The organism is Rhizobium sp. WSM1274 (assembly GCF_025200775.1).
Classification (GTDB): Bacteria; Pseudomonadota; Alphaproteobacteria; order Rhizobiales; family Rhizobiaceae; genus Rhizobium; species Rhizobium leguminosarum_I.
Window position 1 is genome coordinate 1154322 of record NZ_CP104138.1, and the last position, 18357, is coordinate 1172678.

The following is an 18357-nucleotide window of genomic DNA, read 5'->3' on the forward strand; positions in this document are numbered from 1 at the left end:
ATCGAGCTTTCGATGTCGAGCGCATGGGCCTTAGCGGCGGATGCGCCCGTCGTTCCAGGGCGGGCACGCGCTGATATAGCCGCGCTGTGGCCCGTCCTTCAAGACGGCGCTTCCGGGATCGGCGGCCTGTTTTTGGAAATTGCCGCTGCAATCTGGACCTTCTCAGGCAAAAGTGCTAGAAGAAGACCGATTGCATTACGCAATCGGTTAATCCGAGGACATTGCCATGAGCGACATGCGCACATCCCGAGAACAGACCGTCCGTCATCTCTACGCCGCCTATCTCGACGACCGCAAGGATATCGTCGGCGCCATGTTGACTGAGGATTTCACCTTCTCCAGTCCGCGTGACGACCACATCGACCGGACGACTTATTTCGAGCGCTGCTGGCCGAAGGAGCCGGTCTTCCGAGGTTTTGACATCGAATTCCTGGCGATCGACGGCGACGAGGCGGTTGTCCGCTACCGCGCCGAAAAACGGGATGGCGGCAGCTTCCGCAACATCGAGAGCCTTCGCTTCCGCGGCGACAAGATCGCATCCGTGGATGTCTATTTCGGCCGGAATCTGTGACCCTAAAACGCAGATCTTCACAGGATCCGCATCGCCGAAGTGCCGATGATGATCATCGACACCGCCACCATCAGCGGCCGCACCGGCAGCCGCTTGACGAGGATCGCGCCGAAGGGGGCAGCGATGACGCCGCCGATGATCAGGCCGATCGCCGAATTGAGCTCCGACCAGCCAAGCGTCAGCATGAAGGTCAGGGAAATCGTCAGCGTCACGGCGAATTCGGTGAAGTTGGTCGAGCCGATCACCCGCTTCAGGTCATGGCCGCGGCTGACGAGCGAACTGGTGACGATCGGCCCCCATCCGCCGCCGCCGATCGCATCGAGCACGCCGCCGCAGAACCCGACGGGCGGCACCATCCAGTCGCGAACATCCCGCTTCGGCGGCGGCCGAAAGGCCTTGTAGAGGATCACCAGTCCGATCGCGATCAGATACGCCGACACGAAGGGCTCGATCATCTTGCCGTCGATATTGGCAAGCAGATAGGCGCCGATCGCGCCGCCGATCATGCCGGCCGGTGCAAGCCGCGCCACCAGGCGCCAGTCCACATTGCGATGATAGGCATGCGACAGGCCCGAAGCGGCGGTCGTGAACATTTCCGCCACATGCGTCATGGCGCTGGCATTGGCGGCCGGCACCCCGAAGGCGAGAAGGCTCGTCGTCGACAGCACGCCGAAGGCCATGCCGAGTGCGCCGTCGACGATCTGCGCGCAGAAACCCACGACGATGAAGACGAAGAAATCCAATGTCATGCATTCCCCTCAGACAAACGGTAGCATTACAGCGCCGCGCGTCTTTAGACGCGCAAAGGACGTTGTAACACTTTGAATTGCCGCATAACTCCTTAAGTCGATTCCGGTTTAAGGAATTATGCGGCAGAACCCGCGACGCCGGGAAAAAGTTTCCGTTCTCAGGCGGCAATTCCGTGCTGCTTCAGCCGGATGATCTTGAAGAAGCCGTTCGGAAAGACCGGCAGAATACCGGCAGGAGCGAAATCACCGCGGCGCTCGGCCCAGGCGACGATGCGGTGAATACGGAAGGCGGAGGACCAGCCGATGTGACGCACCAGCGGCGCCACCGCCGTCTCGATCACGCCCTGCAGGCCGGCGCCGTCGCCAAGTTTGCTGGCAAGGATGATCTCGCCGCCCGGCCTGAGCACTCTCGCGCATTCGTCGAGCGCGCGTTCGGGCTCGGGGATCAGCGTGATGACGAAGGGCAGGCAGACCGCATCGAAAGACCGGTCGGCAAAGGTGAGCGCATGCGCATCCATCACATCAAGCGCCTGCACATGCTGCAGCTTCTCGCGTCTCGCCTTTTCGCGCGCCCGCGCGATCATGTGTTCGGAAATGTCGATGCCGGTTACGCGGCAGTGGCGTGGGTAATGCCCGAGCGTCAGGCCGGTGCCGACGCCGATCTCCAGAATATCGGTGCCGGCCGCGGCGGCGAGGGCAGCAAGCTTGCGGTGGCCGTCGCGCAGGATGCCGCGATAGACCCGGTCATAGACTGGCGCCCAGCGCTGATAGATTTTCTGCTGATCTTCCGCCCTGCTGCGAAGCTCCGACATGCCTGCACCTCCCTAAAGCCCAGGCTTTCAACTCCTGAGCGTAGGCTTCGGTTCCCCAGAAATGTGACGCAGGCACAAACCAGCACGGTAAGTAACCTCATAGCGGCCTATTTCGCCGGCGTGAGCCCGAGCTTTGTGACATCCAGCTCGCTGCCGATCTCGACGGTTTTCTTTTGCTTGTCGTAGACGCAGATCTGGGCGATCAGCCCCTTGGCGCCCTTCGGCTTGCCGGTCACCAGGGCAAGCCCGTAATGCGAGCTGCCGAAGGGGTCGACGGTGGCGCTGGGCTTTTCGATCGCGACCGCCGCCTTCTTGCATTTGGCCTCGACGTCGGCGGCGAGCTGCTTCCAGGCGTCATCGGAGGAGGCATGCGCCGCACCTGCCAGCGAAAGCAGGGCGGCCGCGGCGAGAGGCTGGATTATATTCCTGTTCATATCGGGGCTCCGTTTGATCTCCATAACAGGCAAAGTGGTTTTCGGGGCGGGTATTCCCAATGATTTGCCCAGGCGATTTCTACGCACGACTCCAACCCGCAACTGAGGCAAATTTTCCTCCGGCCGGGTCGTTTTTTGATAATTCGCCGGTTGCCTCTCCCCCTTTCCCCTCCTATGTTCCGCCTCACCTGCCGAGACGCAATCTATTGCCAAGAGGAGATCTGACATGGCTTTCGAATTGCCTGAACTTCCCTATGATTACGAAGCGCTTGCTCCCTTCATGTCGAAGGAAACGCTGGAGTTCCACCACGACAAGCACCACAAGGCCTATGTCGACAACGGCAACAAGCTCGCCGCCGAAGCCGGTCTTTCGGACCTTTCGCTCGAAGACGTCGTCAAGAAGTCCTTCGGCACCAATGCCGGCCTCTTCAACAACGCGGCCCAGCATTACAACCACATCCATTTCTGGAAGTGGATGAAGAAGGGCGGCGGCGGCAACAAGTTGCCGGGCAAGCTCGAAGCGGCCTTTGCCTCCGATCTCGGCGGCTACGACAAGTTCAAGGCCGATTTCGCCAATGCCGGCGCCACCCAGTTTGGCTCCGGCTGGGCCTGGGTTTCCGTCAAGAACGGCAAGCTCGAAATCTCCAAGACCCCGAACGGCGAAAACCCGCTCGTTCACGGCGCCACCCCGATCCTCGGCGTCGACGTCTGGGAACACTCCTACTACATCGACTATCGCAACGCCCGCCCGAAATATCTCGAGGCCTTCGTCGATAGCCTGATCAACTGGGACTACGTCCTGGAACGCTACGAAGAAGCCACCAAGTAAGCGGGATCAGACTCGCCGCCATGGCGGCGATGGCGTCAGCCTGTTTGAATTTGACACCTGGCGCCCCAAAGCGCCGGGTGTTTTGTTTTCACGCGAAGCCGTCACATGCCTGTCATCGGCCGCTCCTAGAACAGGATGATTTTAGGCCGGGTCGGCCTAAAGTCTGAATCCTGTTCTAATTAAATGGTTAGAGCATGATGTCGTCCGAAAACCGCGCACACTTTTCGGCATCATGCTCTGGTCACGCCCCATGTCTTCTTCTGTTTCTCCCCTGTTCCGCTTCGGCATCATCGCCGACCCACAATATGCGGCCATCGCGCCGCACGTGGCGATGGACCGCTATTACGCCAACAGCCTCGCCAAGGTCGCCGCGGCGATCGAGGTCTTCAACGGCTGGGAATTGAGCTTCGTGATGACGCTCGGCGACGTCATCGACCGGAGCTTTTCAAGTTTCGACGATATCCTGCCGGTCTACGAGAAGCTCAGGCACGAGGCGCTCTTCCTGCTCGGCAACCACGATTTCTCGGTCTCTGCAGGACACTTGTCCGACGTCGCTGCGCGCCTCGGCATGCCGGCGCCCTATTACAGCTTCTCCCGCCATGGCTGGCGCTTTATCGTCCTTGACGACAATGAGGTCAGCATCTTCGCGCCGCCCGAAGGCCATCCTCATCGTGCGCTTGCCGCTGAGATGCTGGCGGAGCTGCAGGCCAAGGGTGCCAGGAATGCCCATCGCTGGAATGCAGCGCTGAGCGACGAGCAGTTTGCCTGGCTTGGCGATGAAATCGCAAAAGCGGCCGAGGTCGGCGAGAGGGTGATCGTCATGAATCACTATCCGGTGCATCCGCCCAGTGAGCACGGCATGTGGGACAGCGAGCGCATCGTCGCGCTGCTCGCCTCTGAGCGCAATGTCGTCGCCTATCTCAACGGCCACGACCACGTCAGCAATTACGGCATCGCCGGCGCCTGCCACTTCGTCAATTTCAAGGGCGTGGTCGACACCGAGACGGAAAATGCCTTCGCGATCGTCGAGGTCCATGCCTCCAGCATCGAAATCCGGGGCTTCGGCCGGGAGCCGAGCCGCACGCTTTCCATTTAGCTGATTGCCGGCTCAGCCGGCATCGCCTTCATTTCACTGATGTCGCGCTTCGGTGGTGTCCCGAACATGCGGGCATATTCGCGGCTGAACTGGGAGGCGCTCTCGTAACCCACCTGATAGGCCGCGTTTGCGGCGTTGAACCCATCGGTCACCATCAGCCGCCGGGCCTCGAGTAGCCGCAACTGCTTCTGATACTGCAGCGGCGTCATCGCGGTTAGCATTTTGAAATGCTGGTGGAAGGAGGAAGGGCTCATCCTGGCTGCCGCCGCAAGCTTTTCCACCCGAACGGCGTGCGCAAAATTACCGCGCAACAGGTAGATGGCCTCGGCCACGCGGCGCGTATGGCTGTCGGGCAATGCAAGCTTGCAGATCTCATCGCCATTTTTTCCGGAAAGCAACCAGAAACTGATCTCTCGCATGATTGCCGGATGAAGGATTGGGATCGCTTTGGGCGCCGCGAGCGTCCGGATCAGTCTCAGTATGCAGTCCTGCAACTCCGGGCCGAATTCTTGTACGAAAACACCCGGCCCGCCGTCGCCTGCCGGCTTCGGCGGTGCATCCATCTCCTCCAGCACCTCGCGCAGGATAGTGACGTCGAGTTCCAGGTTGATGGCGATCATCGGCCGTTCGGCACTGGCTTTCGTCACCTGTCCGAAGGCCGGCATCTCGACGCTGATGATCAGCGCTTGCATCGCTTCGTAATCGAAAAGGCGTTCTCCGAACATGAGCTGCTTGGCGCCATCGACGATGATGCAGAGCGCCGGTCGGTAGATCGCCGGTTTCGGCATGGAGAGAGTGCTGGAACGCATCAGGAAAAAACCGTCGATCGCGGTGGCAAAGAGCCCGTCACCTCCGCCATGTGCATCCATGTACCCATTGAGCTCCTGCTTCAGATCTGCGGACATCTTCGCCTCCAGTGAACGCGGGTCTGTCTGCCGCGCCGGTGAGGATGATCTTAATCCCTCAGCCCGCCTGGGCAAGGCGTTTGGAGGAATAGGCAAGAAATTGCGGGATTTCGGCATTCAGGATTCCAGGCTTGCGGCGCATAAAACTGGCCTGTCAAAACATCAGGAGTACCTGAAATGCCTAACCAGAACTCAACCTCGAAAGTCGCAATCGTTACCGGCGGAAGCCGCGGCCTGGGCCGCAACACGGTCGTCAATCTGGCAAGGAGCGGCGTCGACGTGATCTTGACCTACAACTCGAACCGCGACGAGGCGGAGAAGGTCGTCGCCGAGATCGAGGCGCTCGGCCGCAAGGCCGCCGCACTTCAACTCGATGCCGGCAACGTGGCGGCGTTCGATGCCTTTGTCGAAAGTGTACGCGAGATCCTCAAGGGTTGGGGGCGTGAGCATTTCGACTTTCTCGTCAACAATGCCGGCACCAGCTACCACGCCTCGATATTGGAGACGACCGAAGCGGAGATGGACAAGCTTTACAACCTGCATTTCAAGGGGGTTTTCTTCCTCACGCAGAAGCTCCTGCCGCTGATCGACGACGGCGGCCGCATCGTCAACCTCTCCAGCGGTCTCGCCCGAATGGCCATGGTTGGCGCCTCGGCCTATGGCTCGATAAAGGGTGCAGTCGAGGTGCTGACGCGCTACATGGCCAAGGAGCTTGGCCCGCGCGGCATTGCAGTCAATACCGTCGCCCCGGGCGCCATCGAAACCGATTTCAGCGGCGGCATGGTGCGGGACAATCCGGAGATCAACCGTGCAGTCGCTTCTATGACCGCACTCGGCCGCGCCGGTGTGCCCGACGATATCGGGCCGATGATCGCTTCCCTGTTGAGCGATGCCAACCGTTGGGTCAACGCCCAGCGCATCGAGGTTTCGGGCGGCATGTCGCTCTGAATAATCGCGATTGGGCGAATGGCTAGACGGCGATCGGTTTCTCCGTCCAACCGCTGGTCCAGAGTTCCCGCAACCGGTCGCCGTCGCCTTTGAAGAAATCCTCAGCCGTCGCGCAGTGCTCCACCCGGTCGCTGCGGAAATTGCGGATCGCCTGGCGCAACTCGCACCAGGCGACGATATTGGCGGTCTGCGAATAATAGATCAGCGCGATCGGTCGGATCGTCCGCTCGCTGGCGCGGCCGAGTTCGTCGCGGTAGCCGAGCATCAGCTTGCGTTCGTCGCGGATCGCGCGGCGCACGATAGCAAGGTCGAAGCCTGCCGGCTGCGCAATCGAGCCCCAGGCATAAAGCGCCTTGTTGTCCATCGCCTGGCGCAGCGGCGCCGGCACGGCGCCTGATATCTTCCGGTTGACCCGGCGCGCGGCCTGCTTCAGCTCCTCGTCCGCAGTGCGTTCGAGCAGCGCCAGCGACAGCACGATCGCCTCCATCTCCTCGATCGAGAACATCAGCGGCGGCAGGTCGAAGCCCGGCCGCATGATGTAGCCGATGCCGCGCTCGCCCTCGATCGGCACCCGCATCGCCTGAAGCGCGGCGATGTCGCGATAGATCGAGCGCACGGTCACTTCGAGCGTCTCGGCCATCGCCGCCGCCGTCATCGGCTTTCTTGCCAGCCTGAGGATCTGAATGATCTCGAAAAGCCTGGAGGCCTTGCGCATTTTACCTCTCCCATCCCAATGCTCCTGACAATACACTGTCAGTTGGGTTTGCGTATAGACCCGCCTATCAGATTGAAATCAATCAGGGTCTTTGAAAATGGCCTGCAGAACCGAAGGCGGTAACTGACATGAACTACCATGAAAACCTCTGGCTCTTCTTCACCCTTCTCTTCGGCATCATCATCGTGCCGGGTATGGACATGCTCTTCGTGCTCGCCAATTCGCTGACCGGCGGCGTCAAACGCGGGCTGGCGGCGACCGGCGGCATCATGGCCGGCGGCGCGGTGCATTCGGCCTATGGCGCGGCCGGCGTCGGCGTGCTCGTCACCATGCTGCCGCAGCTTTTCAACGTGCTGCTCTTTGCCGGCGTTGCCTACATGATCTGGATCGGCATCTCGCTGATCCGCAGTTCGATCACCGTCGAGGCGGTCGGGCCGGGAACGGCACGCTCCGGCTGGCGCGCTTTTCGCCAGGGCGCTGTCACCTGTCTGGTCAATCCGAAGGCCTATATCTTCATGTTTGCCGTCTATCCGCAGTTCCTGAGACCGGAATATGGCCCGATCTGGATGCAGGGGCTGATCATGGGCGTCATGACTGTCGTCACCCAGTTTGCCATCTACGGCACCCTGGCGATGACGGCCGGCCGCAGCCGCGACCTGCTCGTCGCCAACCCTGACGTCACGGCCTTTGTCGGCCGCTTCGCCGGACTGCTGCTGGTTGCGGTCTCCGCCTTCAGCCTCTGGCAGGGGTGGAAAAGCGCTTGAGCGCCACTGCATGTCGCCCGGAAGTGTGCAGCGGTTTCGGGATAACGACATGCATAAAAGCAGAGAACTGCCTATCACATTGTTTTTATGATGATCCGGCAAAACGTGACTGCCCGGAGGCATGGATTTTGTCATGCTCCCGGTGCAGATTGGCCATCGGCCATCTTGGCCGAGGAAAAATGGAGAGGAATATGAATTGGAAAGCAATAGCTGCGGCTGTAGCGATGGCCGGCATGGCCTTCGGTTCGGTGACCGCCGCCGACGGCACCCATGATTCGCGCATTGCCTTGATGAAGCAGATCGGCGGTTCGGCTGGCGCGCTGGCGGACATCGCCAAGGGCACGAAGCCTTACGACGCCGAGGCGGTGAAGGCGGCGCTGACGAAGATTGCCGCAACGGCCAAGGTTTTTCCCGATCAGTTCAAGCCGGGCACGGAGACCGGCGACAAAGAGGCGAGCCCGAAGATCTGGGAAAACATGGATGACTTCAAGGCGCGCGCCGCCAAGCTCTCCACTGACGCCGAAACTGCGCTCGCCCAGCTTCCGGCCGATCCTGCCGCCGTCGGCGCCACGATCAACACGCTTGGCGCCAACTGCGCGGGCTGTCACAAGGCCTATCGTATCAAGGAGTGATAGGCCGACTGAGCAATTCCAGCAAAAGTGTGCAGCGGTTTTGCGCCCGGAATTGCTCAACAAACGACAGCAATTCCAGCAAAAGTGTGCAGCGGTTTTGCGCCCGGAATTGCTCAACAAACGACAGCAACTCCAGCAAAGGTGCGCGGCTTGCTTCCGCGTGACGCGGGGGAAATGGAATGCTGGGGATCCACGATCCGTGCCCGGCTTGCCGCCGGCGCGGATCGCTTTATGTGGGACCGACGGCGGCAACATTGGCAAAAGGGGAGGCGGCGCATGGTCCGCAGGTTCATCCGGTTACTGCTCTGTCTGATCGGCGTCGCCGTGCTCGGCGGCGGCGCCTTCTATCTCGTCACTGCGCCCGACCCGCTGCCGGAGAGCCATTGGGCGGGTCTCGGCGCGCCGGACCTGGCCAACGGCCAGATGGTGTTCTGGGCAGGCGGCTGCGTCAGCTGTCATGCGGCACCCGGTTCCGAAGGCGATGCAAAGCTGACGCTGTCAGGCGGGCTGGCGCTGAAGAGCCCCTTCGGGACCTTCCACGTGCCGAACATCTCACCGGATGAAAAGGCCGGCATCGGCGGCTGGACGCTTGCCGAGTTCGGCAACGCGATGAAACGCGGCGTCGGCCCGGGTGGTGAGCATCTCTACCCATCTTTTCCCTATGGCTCTTATTCCCGCATAAGCGACAAGGACGTCAACGATCTCTTCGCCTTCCTGAAAACCCTGCCGAAAAGCACAGACGTCGCGCCACCGCATGAGCTGCCGTTCCCCTTCAACATCCGGCTGGCGCTCGGCGGCTGGAAATTCCTCTATCTCAACGATCAGCCGCGCGTGGCTCTCGCCAAGGGCAACGACAAGATCAAGCGCGGGCAGTATCTCGTCGAAGGCCCGGGTCATTGCGGCGAATGCCATACGCCGCGTGATGCGCTCGGCGGCTTCAAGGCCGATATGTGGCTTGCCGGCGCGCCCAATCCGGAAGGCAAGGGCCGCATACCCGATATCACGCCGGCCTCCAAGAGTATCGGCTCCTGGAGCGAGGCCGATATCGTGAGCTACCTCGAAACCGGCTTCACCCCCGATTTCGATTCCGTCGGCGGCTCGATGGTTGATGTGCAACGGAACATCGCCCGCCTGCCTGCCTCCGACCGCGAGGCGATCGCCGCCTATCTGAAGGCCGTGCCCAGCCGTTAGCGATGGAAGTAACGATGCCAGTCGCGCGAGGGTTCCTGCACGGTCACTTGATTGCTTGGCACCTTCGCAAGGTCCCACGCCTGTTTATAGGGAGGTGGGACCCGGCATCAGGTCATAGGGGTGGCGCCAGCCGGGCATGTTGCTGATACGATCTTTCCAGGCTGCGATTGCCGGAAAGGCGCTGTGATCGATCCCGGTTTCCTCCGGCATGAAGACGTAGCCCGCCAGAGAGAGGTCTGCGATCGTCACCCGGTCGCCAATCATGAAGGCCCGATCGGCGAGGTGTTCGTCAACAATTGCATAGGCAGCTTTGGCCCTCAGTCTTAAAAACTCGACGACTGGCGTCTCGCCGCTCTTCTGGAGGCCATAGATGAACCGCAGCGTCGCGTAATAGCTCGTGAACTTGTGATTGTCGAAAAGGATCCAGCGCATGACGTCGCGCCGTTCTTCGGCCGTCTGCGCCCCGAAATGGCCTGTCACCTCTGACAAGTAGTCCAGGATAATCCCCGATTGGCTGATCTTGGTTTGCCCATGTTCGAGCACAGGCGCCTCGCCCTGTTCGTTGATGGTTTTTCGCCATTCTTCAGTACGCGTTTCGCCGCCCAGATAATCAACGAAAATGCTTTCCCACTTGATGCCGGAAAGCGCAAAGAAGAGTGCGACCTTGTAACAGTTCCCGGAAAGAGCGAAGCAATGAAGTTTGAAATCAGGCATGAAAGCTCCTAACAAAAATAAAGACTTAAAGCGCCGATCAAGCGATTCTGAAAGATCGCGGCGCGCTTTAGGCGATCGACTGCATGTAGCGCATGCCGGTCACCGGACGCGGGGTGAAATCCAGCTGTTCGTAGAAGCGGTGCGCCAGCAGGTTTCCGGTCGCGGCGCTGACGGAGAGGTAGCCGCAGCCGGCATTGCGGGCGGTCTCGCGCGCCCGGTCGACGAGCAGCTGGCCGGTGCCGTGGCCGCGATGGCCGTCACGCACGAAGAGATGGTGCAGGTCCATGCCGCGCTTGCCTTCCTGCGCCCTGTAGAGCGGCACGAGAATGGCGTAGCCGATCAGCCCTTCGTCGGTCTCGGCGACGAGCGCATTGATCCAGGGCAAAGGCCCGAAGAGGTCGCGCTCCAGCTGCTCTGCCGTTGTCGCAGCAGCATCGCCGTGATGGGCGGCAAGCAGGGCGATCATCTCGCCGAGTTCGGGCAGGTCGCGCGGCTTGGCTGCGCGGATGGTTACCACCGATGGGCGCATCAGTGAAATTTCGCTGTCTTCGATTTCGGTCATGGTCTTCGCGTCCTTTGATAGTCTGCCGTCAGGACGCTGCTGGTACAACAAAGCCGCCTGACGGCGGCTTGTTGACAATATGATCTTGTCCGGCCGCCCTTTACAGGTACAGCCAAAAATACGAGCGGCTCTGGTGCGCGTTCTTGATCATGGATGATAGATCGTCGGAAACGCGGGCTTTGTCAATGGCGGATTCAAGCCCATCACAGGCGTTGAGCTCGGGCTTCACTCTTGATACTATACCCCCCTATGCTATATGCAGGTCCATCATGTCCCACACCACCCTGCAGAAAAAGAAGCTCGTCGCCCGCATCAGCCGCCTGAAGGGGCAGATGGAGGCGGTCGAGCGCGCGCTCGAGGCCGAGCGCCCCTGCGGCGAGATCCTGCAACTGCTCGCCTCCGTCCGCGGCGCGCTGACCGGGCTGACCGGCGAGGTTCTCGACGACCATCTGCGTGAGCATGTGCTGAATGCCGCCGACGATGCGGCGAGGGCGGAGGCGGTTGAGGAAATATCGGAAGTGTTGAGAACCTATATGCGCTAGAGCAATTCCAGGAAAAGTGTGAAGCGATTTTGCCGAGAATTGCGTAAAAACATAAGCTTATAGCGGTGGCGAAGGAGCCTGTCATGAGTGCCGGAATCGAGAAGGCTGGAATTGATGCCCTGGAACATGATCATGTCTTCCTCGGCGCCGATCATAGGCGCAACGAGCGGCGCATCTGGCTGGTGATCGCGCTGACAGCGGTGATGATGGTGGCGGAAATCGCCGCCGGCACCGTCTACGGCTCCATGGCGCTGGTCGCCGATGGCTGGCACATGTCGACCCATGCCAGCGCTCTGCTGATTTCAGCGCTCGCCTATCTCTTTGCCCGCCGGCAGGCGCGCAATCCGCGTTTCACCTTCGGTACAGGCAAGCTCGGCGATCTCGCCGGCTTCGCCAGCGCCATCATCCTTGCGCTGATCGCCCTGCTGATGGCCTGGGAAAGCCTGCTGCGCCTTTCCAATCCCGTGCCGATCGGTTTTGCCCAGGCGATCGCCGTCGCGGTCGTCGGCCTTGCGGTCAATCTGGTGAGCGCCTGGCTGCTGGCCGGTGAAGGCCACGTCGCGCATGGCGATCATGCGCATCACGGACATGGCCACCACGCAAAGACCAGCGACAACAATATCCGCGCTGCTTATCTGCATGTCATCGCCGATGCCCTGACCTCGGTGCTCGCCATCGCGGCGCTGACGCTCGGCAGTCTTTACGGCTGGCTCTGGCTCGATCCCCTGATGGGCTTCGTCGGCGGGTTGGTGATCGCCAATTGGTCCTGGAGCCTGATGAAATCTTCCGGCGGCGTCCTGCTCGATGTCATTTCCGAAGGCGAGACGCTGCCGGCCGAGATCCGTGGCGCCATCGAGACGGAGGACGACCGGATCACCGATCTGCATGTCTGGCAGGTCGGCCCTGGCCATCATGCCGCAATCGTCGCCGTCCTCACCTCGCAGCCCCGCGATCCGGCTTTCTACAAGGGCAGGCTCTCGGCGCTGGAGGAATTGTCGCACGTGACGGTCGAGGTCACGCGTGCCGCATGATCGAGGCGCGCGGACGACAAGTCGCCGCAATCGCTGCTTAGCTCTGTCCTCCTGATTCGCCGGAGGATTTCATGGATCTCAGTTTGACTCGCCGCATGCTGATGGGCTCGGCATTGTGTCTGGCTTCAATGGGCTTGGCCGCGCTGGCGCTTCCCGCCAATGCCGAGGAGGGGCCCAAGGAGAGTGCCAAAGAGAGTGCGGGCGAGGGCGAAGACAATATTGAACATCGCCTTGCCGCTTTGGAAAAACGCACCGGCGGTCGCCTCGGGGTCTCGGTGCTCGACACCGAGACGAGCATCTCCTTCGGCTATCGCGGCAGCGAGGCCTTTCCGATGTGCAGCACCTTCAAGGCGCTGGCGGCCGCTTTCGTGCTTGCCCGGACTGACAAGGGCGAGGAGAACCTCGACCGGCGCGTGAGCTACGGCAAGGACAAGCTCGTCGACTATTCGCCGATCAGCGAAAAACACGCCGGAACCGATGGCATGACCCTTGCCGAACTCTGCGAGGCGGCGGTAACCGTCAGCGACAATACGGCCGGTAATCTGCTGCTCGAAAGTTTCGGCGGTCCGGCGGGGCTGACCGATTGGCTGCGCTCGATCGGTGATGGTACGACGCGTCTCGACCGCAACGAGCCGACGTTGAACGAGGGCAGGAAGGGTGATCCGCGCGACACGACGACCCCCGATGCGATGCTCGACACGCTCGGCAACCTGACGCTCGGCTCGGTCCTGACCGAGGCCTCCTCAGACAGGCTGATCGCTTGGCTGGTAGCGAGCACGACAGGCAAGGAGCGACTCAGGGCCGGCCTGCCGGCGGATTGGAAGGTCGGCGACAAGACCGGAACCGGACCGAATGGCTCTCTCGGCGATATCGCGGTGATCTGGCCGCCGGATCGCGGCCCGATCGTCGCCGCCGTCTATATCAGCGAGGCGACTGTGCCGGTGAAGGAACTCAACCCGCTCTTTGCGGAGGTCGGTCGGATGATCGTCGAGATGGTGTGAATCAGGAAATGGCGAACGGCGTGATCGACAGTTGTCCGGTTCGCGTCGGAAAACCCCTCCCCAACCCCTCCCCACAAGGGGGAGGGACTAACCTGAGGCGAGATCCTGCCACCAAAATACGCTACCACACGTTGCATCGTCAGGAACGAAATGCAACGGGCGCTACACGGCAGTCCCTCCCCCTTGTGGGGAGGGGTTGGGGAGGGGTCTTTCTCAAACGCGGGCAATTCGAAATGCTCCCGCTCAAGCAGCCGGAACGTCGTCCGCCGTATCGGTGCCGTCATCCTCGATGCCGGCCATCTCGCGCTTGATTTGGTCAGCGATTTCCTTCTCGATCGCGGCGCGCTGGTCCGCCGGCATGGCGGCCAGATCGGCTTCGGACAGATCGTGCTGCTCGAGATAGCGAGCCCGGATATATTCCGCCGGCGTCATGTTGCCCCATTTGGAGAATTCGTCGACCACGGAATCATGCGCCGTCCTTGCCGCCACTTCTTCCTCGGAAGGCGGGTTGATATAGGGGCCTTCGCTGCTTTGAAGAGCCCACATGGTATTGGCGATCGACGGCGGCGTGCTGCTGGTCTGGAGACCGGGCGCGGTATTGGGCGCAGTGCTGTCGAAGTCCGTCGTCTGCTGATTCTTGGATTTGGCCGACCGATCGAAAAGACTGCCGATGCCGTAATAATTGCGAATATTACTGGAAATTTCCATAAAAACTCACCCCGAAAAACAGGGAGAGAATGGCGCGGCAATCCTGCGCAGAGCTTGCGAGAAGCTTCGCGTCACGGCAACGTATAGGCGATCACATAATCGCCGGCCTTGGTGCCGACCGAGCCGTGGCCGCCGGCGACCATGACGACATATTGCTTGTTGTCATCAGTGGTATAGGTCATCGGCGTCGCCTGGCCGCCGGCGGGAAGCCGTCCCTGCCAGAGCTCCCGGCCATTCGTCACGTCATAGGCGCGCAGGTAGTTGTCGACCGCAGCCCCCAGGAAGGCGACGCCACCCTTGGTCAGCATCGGTCCGCCGATGCCAGGCACGCCCACCTTGAAGGGCAGGGGCAATGGCGTCATGTCGCGCACGGTGCCGTTCTTGTGCATATAGGCGATCTTACCGGTGCGCAGGTCGACGCCGGCGACATAACCCCATGGCGGCGCCTGGCAGGGGATCTTGAGCAGTCCGAGGAAGGGACCCATGAAGACGCCGTAGGGCGCACCGTCATTGCGGTTGAGCCCCTGTTCGCTGCCCTTCTCGTCCTGGCCTCTCGGCGGAATATCGGCGGCCGGCACCAGTCGCGAGGTGAAGGCGAGATAGGTCGGCATGCCGAACATGATCTGCCGCTCCGGGTCCACCGCCACCGAGCCCCAGTTGAAGGTGCCGAAATTGCCGGGATAGACGATCGTCCCTTTAAGCGAAGGCGGCGTGTAGCGGCCCTCATAGTTGTAACGGTGGAAGTCGATGCGGCAGGCCATCTGGTCGAACAGCGACACGCCCCACATGTCCTTTTCTTGGAGCGGTTCGGGCGAGAAGGTAAGGTCCGAGATCGGCTGCGTTGGCGAGGTATGATCGCCGGAGACTGCTCCGTCAGGCGCCGGGATTTCCTTGACTGGGATGATCGGCTCGCCGCTGCGCCGGTCGAGCACATAGATATCGCCCTGCTTCGTCGGGCCGACCAAGGCAGGAATCACGGTGCCGTCCTGCTTCGTCAGGTCGATCAGCGCCGGCTGCGCCGGCACGTCCATGTCCCAGAGATCGTGATGCACCGTCTGGCGCACCCAGCGCAGCTGGCCTGTGGCGATATCGAGCGCGACGATCGACGACGAGAATTTCTCGACATTGTCGCTGCGGTTGATGCCGATCTGGTCGGGCACCTGGTTCCCGAGCGGGATGTAGACCATGCCGAGCGCCTCGTCGACGCTGAAGACCGACCAGCTGTTCGGCGAGTTGGTCGTGTAGGTCTGGTCCCCGGTGATCGGCGTCGTCACATCGGGATTGCCGGAATCCCAGTTCCAGACCAGCGCGCCGGTGTTGATGTCGAAGGCGCGGATGACGCCGGATTGTTCCTCGGTCGAATAATTGTCGTTCACCGCCCCGCCGACGATGATCTTGCCCGCCACCGCGACCGGCGGCGAGGTGGAATAATAATAGCCGGCCGGGTTGTAGCGCATGCCGGTTTCCAAATGCAGCACGCCCTGGTCGGCAAAGCTGGTGCAGACCTTCCCGTTCGCCGCATCGAGCGCGATCAGCCGGGCATCGGAGGTCGGCAGGTAGACGCGCTCGGCGCAGGGCTGGCCGGCCGCCACGGTTGGATCGGCATAATAGGTGACGCCGCGGCAGGTCTGATGCTGCCGGTCGGGATTCATGCCGGAGTTGGCATCGTATTTCCATTTCTCCTTGCCGGTCTTGGCGTCGAGCGCGATCGCCCAGTTATGCGGCGTGCAGAGATAGAGCGTGTCCTTCACCTTGAGCGGCGTCACCTGATAGGTCGTCTCGCCGACATCGTCCGGCCGCTTGACGTCGCCGGTCTGGTATCGCCACGCTTCCTTGAGGGTGGAGACGTTCTCGGCGGTGATCTGGTCGAGCGGCGAGTAGCGCTGGCCGAAGGCCGTGCGGCCATATTGATGCCATTCGCCATCCGGCACGCTGCCGCCGAAGGCGAGATTGGCGGCAACCGTATCCTTGGGCAGCTCGCCGGCAAGATCATGCGGGTCAGTCGTCATCGAATAAAGGGCGACGAGGATGGCGAGGATGACAGGCACGACGAGCGGCCAGGGGTTCGCGGCATAGGTGATGCCCGTCGGACTGCGCAGGCCGAGTGGCCGGCGGATCCATGGCGTCAGCAACCAGAGCCCGAGCAGGATGATCATGCCGCCGCGCGGACCCAGCTGCCACCAGTCGAAGCCAACCTCCCAGATCGCCCAGGCGAGTGCTGCGACGACGAGTACCGCATAGACCCAGAGCGCCACCGCCTTGCGCATCAACAGCAGCCCGGCGGTAATTAGGAACATCAGCCCGGCGAACAAATAGAAGACGCTGCCGCCGAGCGTGACGAGCCACAGGCCGCCGCCGCCGAGTGCCAGCCCGATGATGATGAAGAAGATGGAGGTGATGGCGATCGCCATATGGCTGTCTCCCGCTGAGGTTAGCCGGGGTGAAGGATCGGCGGAAAAGTCCCGCCGATCAGCCAGATAGCGCGAAGGAGATGCCTTTCAACGGCCACAATTGCCGCAGGGTGCCGATGCACCGAACGGGGCGTCGGGCCGGATGGAAGCGGATCGCTATGGCATAACTGCTGCACAAAACGGGCGAGAGCGCCCGTCAGGTTCCGCAGAAGGTCGCAAGCACCCGTTCGTCGGGCTTCGGCGGTTCCCGATAGGCGGCAAAGCCTGGCTGGTCCTCATAGGGTTTTGAAAGCACGGTCAGCAGCGCCTCGAATAGCGAGAAATCGCCGTGTTCGACGGCAGCCTTGATCGCCTGTTCGACCCGGTGGTTGCGCGGAATGAAGGCCGGATTGACGCTGCGCATGGCAGTCGAGCGCTCCGTGGCCGTCTGCGGATCGCGGGACAGTCTCTCGCGCCACTGCGTGAGCCACGCGCCGCAGGCATCCGGCTCGCGGAAACTCGCCGCAAATTCAGGCTCTGCGGCGTCATCGCCGACAAGATCGGACAGCCGCCGGAAGGTGAGGGTGAAATCGGCACCCTGCGCCTGCATCAGCGACAGCAGCGCCTGCACCAGGTCGAGGTCGCCGTCCTCTTCGCCGGAGAGTCCGATCTTTTGGCGCATGCCGGCCAGCCAATGCGCCTGGAAGCGTTCACCGTAACTCTTTATCACGACATTTGCCTTGTCGACCGCGCTGTCGGGCTCGGCGTCGATCAGCGGCAGCAGCGTTTCGCCGAGCCTTGCGAGGTTCCATTGGCCGATGCCGGGCTGGTTGGCATAGGCGTAACGCCCATGCTGGTCGATCGACGAAAAGACGGTGGCGGGATCATAGGTATCCATGAAGGCGCAGGGGCCGAAATCGATCGTCTCGCCGGAGACGGTCATATTATCCGTGTTCATCACGCCATGGATAAAGCCGATATGCAGCCAGCAGGCAATCAGCGCCGCCTGGCGGTCTGCGACCGCTTCGAACAACGCGAGATAGGGGTTCTCGGCCTCTTTCAGCGCGGGATAATGTCGGTCGATCACATAATCGGCCAGAGCCCGCACGCCGTCGGTGTCGCCCCTGGCCGCGAAGTACTGGAAGGTGCCGACGCGGATATGGCTGGCCGCGACGCGGGTGAAGACCGCGCCAGGCAGCACCTCTTCGCGATAGACCGGCTCGCCTGTCGTCACCGCCGCCAGCGCCCGTGTGGCCGGAATGCCGAGCGCAAACATCGCCTCGCTGATGATATATTCGCGCAAGACCGGCCCGACTGCCGCCCGCCCGTCGCCGCGGCGCGAAAACGGTGTTGGTCCGGCGCCCTTCAGCTGAATATCGTAGCGCTTGCCGCTGCGGTCGACCACTTCGCCGAGCAGGATCGCCCGCCCGTCGCCGAGCTGCGGCGAGAAGCCGCCGAACTGATGCCCGGCATAGGCCATCGCCAGCGGTTCGGCCCCTTCGGGAAGAAGATTGCCGGAAAAGATCGCAGCGCCGTCGCGGCGCAAGGCCTCGACGTCGAGCCCGAGTTCGGCGGCGAGCGGCTCGTTGAGCTTGATCAGCCGGGGTTCCGCCACCGCGGTCGGCGCTTGCGCCGCAAAGAAGCGCTGGGGCAAGCCGACATAGCTGTTGTCGAACGGAAAGGCCGCGCCGGGCCGGTTTTTCTGCAGGGCGGAGGTCATGGTTCATAGGTAGGGCCGGGGTGCCCGCGGCGCAAGCCGGACC

General features: G+C 61.9%; 20 protein-coding genes. 10 read left to right on the forward strand and 10 right to left on the reverse strand.

Translation table 11 applies throughout. From position 1 onward, the window contains the following. Positions 1-226 precede the first annotated feature (226 nt). The gene (locus tag N2600_RS05865; protein WP_170258883.1) at positions 227-571 is read left to right on the forward strand and encodes a nuclear transport factor 2 family protein; all 345 of its coding nucleotides are present in this window, start codon (positions 227-229) and stop codon (positions 569-571) included. Positions 572-588: 17 nt separating this feature from the next. On the opposite strand, the gene N2600_RS05870 is transcribed toward N2600_RS05865, so the two are convergent. From N2600_RS05870 to N2600_RS05880, 3 genes are all read right to left on the reverse strand, one after another. Next, positions 589-1320 (reverse strand): sulfite exporter TauE/SafE family protein, encoded by a 732-nt coding sequence (locus tag N2600_RS05870; RefSeq protein ID WP_222295725.1) that lies wholly within the window; start codon positions 1318-1320, stop codon positions 589-591. Between the two features lie 158 nt (positions 1321-1478). Further along, a complete protein-coding gene (locus N2600_RS05875; protein WP_170278327.1) occupies positions 1479-2132 on the reverse strand; it encodes a class I SAM-dependent methyltransferase in 654 nt (217 codons plus the stop codon). A gap of 107 nt (positions 2133-2239) precedes the next feature. After that, positions 2240-2566, reverse strand: coding sequence for a hypothetical protein (locus tag N2600_RS05880; protein ID WP_017963494.1), 327 nt, complete (start codon positions 2564-2566; stop codon positions 2240-2242). 226 nt (positions 2567-2792) lie between these two features. On the opposite strand from N2600_RS05880, the gene N2600_RS05885 reads away from it, so the two are divergent. Both N2600_RS05885 and N2600_RS05890 read left to right on the forward strand, forming a co-directional pair. Then, positions 2793-3395 carry a superoxide dismutase gene (locus N2600_RS05885; RefSeq protein ID WP_003569477.1) on the forward strand — a complete coding sequence of 201 codons (603 nt, stop codon included), beginning with the start codon at positions 2793-2795 and terminating at the stop codon, positions 3393-3395. A gap of 250 nt (positions 3396-3645) precedes the next feature. Beyond that, complete coding sequence (locus N2600_RS05890; protein ID WP_260298405.1) at positions 3646-4491, forward strand: metallophosphoesterase; 846 nt, start codon at positions 3646-3648, stop codon at positions 4489-4491. Here the strand turns inward: N2600_RS05890 and N2600_RS05895 are convergent. Beyond that, complete coding sequence (locus N2600_RS05895; protein WP_260110463.1) at positions 4488-5396, reverse strand: AraC family transcriptional regulator; 909 nt, start codon at positions 5394-5396, stop codon at positions 4488-4490. The genes N2600_RS05890 and N2600_RS05895 overlap by 4 nt on opposite strands. A gap of 177 nt (positions 5397-5573) precedes the next feature. Here N2600_RS05895 and N2600_RS05900 point away from each other — a divergent pair, with 177 nt between their 5' ends. Next, positions 5574-6344, forward strand: a complete 771-nt coding sequence (locus N2600_RS05900) for an SDR family NAD(P)-dependent oxidoreductase (RefSeq protein WP_260110464.1) — start codon at positions 5574-5576, stop codon at positions 6342-6344. A gap of 22 nt (positions 6345-6366) precedes the next feature. Here N2600_RS05900 and N2600_RS05905 read toward each other — a convergent pair whose 3' ends face one another. Further along, a complete protein-coding gene (locus tag N2600_RS05905) occupies positions 6367-7059 on the reverse strand; it encodes a helix-turn-helix transcriptional regulator (RefSeq protein ID WP_017963498.1) in 693 nt (230 codons plus the stop codon). Between the two features lie 128 nt (positions 7060-7187). Between N2600_RS05905 and N2600_RS05910 the strand changes: the two genes are divergently transcribed. The 3 genes from N2600_RS05910 to N2600_RS05920 all read left to right on the forward strand — a co-directional run bounded on the left by N2600_RS05910 (position 7188) and on the right by N2600_RS05920 (position 9646). Continuing rightward, a complete protein-coding gene (locus N2600_RS05910) occupies positions 7188-7823 on the forward strand; it encodes a LysE family translocator (protein ID WP_017963499.1) in 636 nt (211 codons plus the stop codon). A 191-nt stretch (positions 7824-8014) separates the two neighbouring features. Beyond that, complete coding sequence (locus N2600_RS05915) at positions 8015-8455, forward strand: c-type cytochrome (RefSeq protein ID WP_017963500.1); 441 nt, start codon at positions 8015-8017, stop codon at positions 8453-8455. 276 nt (positions 8456-8731) lie between these two features. After that, on the forward strand, positions 8732-9646 hold the full coding sequence (locus tag N2600_RS05920) for a cytochrome c (RefSeq protein ID WP_260298406.1): 915 nt from the start codon (positions 8732-8734) through the stop codon (positions 9644-9646). A gap of 84 nt (positions 9647-9730) precedes the next feature. Here the strand turns inward: N2600_RS05920 and N2600_RS05925 are convergent, their stop codons facing one another. Further along, on the reverse strand, positions 9731-10360 hold the full coding sequence (locus N2600_RS05925) for a glutathione S-transferase family protein (protein ID WP_260298407.1): 630 nt from the start codon (positions 10358-10360) through the stop codon (positions 9731-9733). A gap of 67 nt (positions 10361-10427) precedes the next feature. Next, positions 10428-10922 (reverse strand): GNAT family N-acetyltransferase, encoded by a 495-nt coding sequence (locus N2600_RS05930; RefSeq protein WP_260298408.1) that lies wholly within the window; start codon positions 10920-10922, stop codon positions 10428-10430. 269 nt (positions 10923-11191) lie between these two features. Here N2600_RS05930 and dmeR point away from each other — a divergent pair, with 269 nt between their 5' ends. From dmeR to bla, 3 genes are all read left to right on the forward strand, one after another. Further along, positions 11192-11464: a Ni(II)/Co(II)-sensing transcriptional repressor DmeR gene (dmeR, locus tag N2600_RS05935; RefSeq protein WP_018446272.1), complete on the forward strand. Its 273-nt coding sequence runs from the start codon at positions 11192-11194 to the stop codon at positions 11462-11464. A gap of 83 nt (positions 11465-11547) precedes the next feature. Continuing rightward, a complete protein-coding gene (gene dmeF / locus N2600_RS05940) occupies positions 11548-12495 on the forward strand; it encodes a CDF family Co(II)/Ni(II) efflux transporter DmeF (protein ID WP_170258865.1) in 948 nt (315 codons plus the stop codon). Positions 12496-12566: 71 nt separating this feature from the next. Further along, a complete protein-coding gene (gene bla, locus N2600_RS05945; RefSeq protein ID WP_260110467.1) occupies positions 12567-13496 on the forward strand; it encodes a class A beta-lactamase in 930 nt (309 codons plus the stop codon). A gap of 243 nt (positions 13497-13739) precedes the next feature. Here bla and N2600_RS05950 read toward each other — a convergent pair whose 3' ends face one another. From N2600_RS05950 to N2600_RS05960, 3 genes are all read right to left on the reverse strand, one after another. Then, complete coding sequence (locus tag N2600_RS05950) at positions 13740-14204, reverse strand: hypothetical protein (protein WP_260110468.1); 465 nt, start codon at positions 14202-14204, stop codon at positions 13740-13742. Between the two features lie 71 nt (positions 14205-14275). Next, positions 14276-16615: a glucose/quinate/shikimate family membrane-bound PQQ-dependent dehydrogenase gene (locus tag N2600_RS05955; RefSeq protein WP_260298410.1), complete on the reverse strand. Its 2340-nt coding sequence runs from the start codon at positions 16613-16615 to the stop codon at positions 14276-14278. A 196-nt stretch (positions 16616-16811) separates the two neighbouring features. Next, positions 16812-18314 (reverse strand): protein adenylyltransferase SelO, encoded by a 1503-nt coding sequence (locus tag N2600_RS05960; RefSeq protein WP_260298412.1) that lies wholly within the window; start codon positions 18312-18314, stop codon positions 16812-16814. Positions 18315-18357: the final 43 nt, after the last annotated feature.

Coding starts and splice junctions, on each gene's coding strand:
- N2600_RS05865 (WP_170258883.1), top strand. CDS start 227: ATGAGCGACATGCGCACATCCCGAGAACAGACCGTCCGTCATCTCTAC.
- N2600_RS05870 (WP_222295725.1), bottom strand. CDS start 1,320: ATGACATTGGATTTCTTCGTCTTCATCGTCGTGGGTTTCTGCGCGCAG.
- N2600_RS05875 (WP_170278327.1), bottom strand. CDS start 2,132: ATGTCGGAGCTTCGCAGCAGGGCGGAAGATCAGCAGAAAATCTATCAG.
- N2600_RS05880 (WP_017963494.1), bottom strand. CDS start 2,566: ATGAACAGGAATATAATCCAGCCTCTCGCCGCGGCCGCCCTGCTTTCG.
- N2600_RS05885 (WP_003569477.1), top strand. CDS start 2,793: ATGGCTTTCGAATTGCCTGAACTTCCCTATGATTACGAAGCGCTTGCT.
- N2600_RS05890 (WP_260298405.1), top strand. CDS start 3,646: ATGTCTTCTTCTGTTTCTCCCCTGTTCCGCTTCGGCATCATCGCCGAC.
- N2600_RS05895 (WP_260110463.1), bottom strand. CDS start 5,396: ATGTCCGCAGATCTGAAGCAGGAGCTCAATGGGTACATGGATGCACAT.
- N2600_RS05900 (WP_260110464.1), top strand. CDS start 5,574: ATGCCTAACCAGAACTCAACCTCGAAAGTCGCAATCGTTACCGGCGGA.
- N2600_RS05905 (WP_017963498.1), bottom strand. CDS start 7,059: ATGCGCAAGGCCTCCAGGCTTTTCGAGATCATTCAGATCCTCAGGCTG.
- N2600_RS05910 (WP_017963499.1), top strand. CDS start 7,188: ATGAACTACCATGAAAACCTCTGGCTCTTCTTCACCCTTCTCTTCGGC.
- N2600_RS05915 (WP_017963500.1), top strand. CDS start 8,015: ATGAATTGGAAAGCAATAGCTGCGGCTGTAGCGATGGCCGGCATGGCC.
- N2600_RS05920 (WP_260298406.1), top strand. CDS start 8,732: ATGGTCCGCAGGTTCATCCGGTTACTGCTCTGTCTGATCGGCGTCGCC.
- N2600_RS05925 (WP_260298407.1), bottom strand. CDS start 10,360: ATGCCTGATTTCAAACTTCATTGCTTCGCTCTTTCCGGGAACTGTTAC.
- N2600_RS05930 (WP_260298408.1), bottom strand. CDS start 10,922: ATGACCGAAATCGAAGACAGCGAAATTTCACTGATGCGCCCATCGGTG.
- dmeR (WP_018446272.1), top strand. CDS start 11,192: ATGTCCCACACCACCCTGCAGAAAAAGAAGCTCGTCGCCCGCATCAGC.
- dmeF (WP_170258865.1), top strand. CDS start 11,548: ATGAGTGCCGGAATCGAGAAGGCTGGAATTGATGCCCTGGAACATGAT.
- bla (WP_260110467.1), top strand. CDS start 12,567: ATGGATCTCAGTTTGACTCGCCGCATGCTGATGGGCTCGGCATTGTGT.
- N2600_RS05950 (WP_260110468.1), bottom strand. CDS start 14,204: ATGGAAATTTCCAGTAATATTCGCAATTATTACGGCATCGGCAGTCTT.
- N2600_RS05955 (WP_260298410.1), bottom strand. CDS start 16,615: ATGGCGATCGCCATCACCTCCATCTTCTTCATCATCATCGGGCTGGCA.
- N2600_RS05960 (WP_260298412.1), bottom strand. CDS start 18,314: ATGACCTCCGCCCTGCAGAAAAACCGGCCCGGCGCGGCCTTTCCGTTC.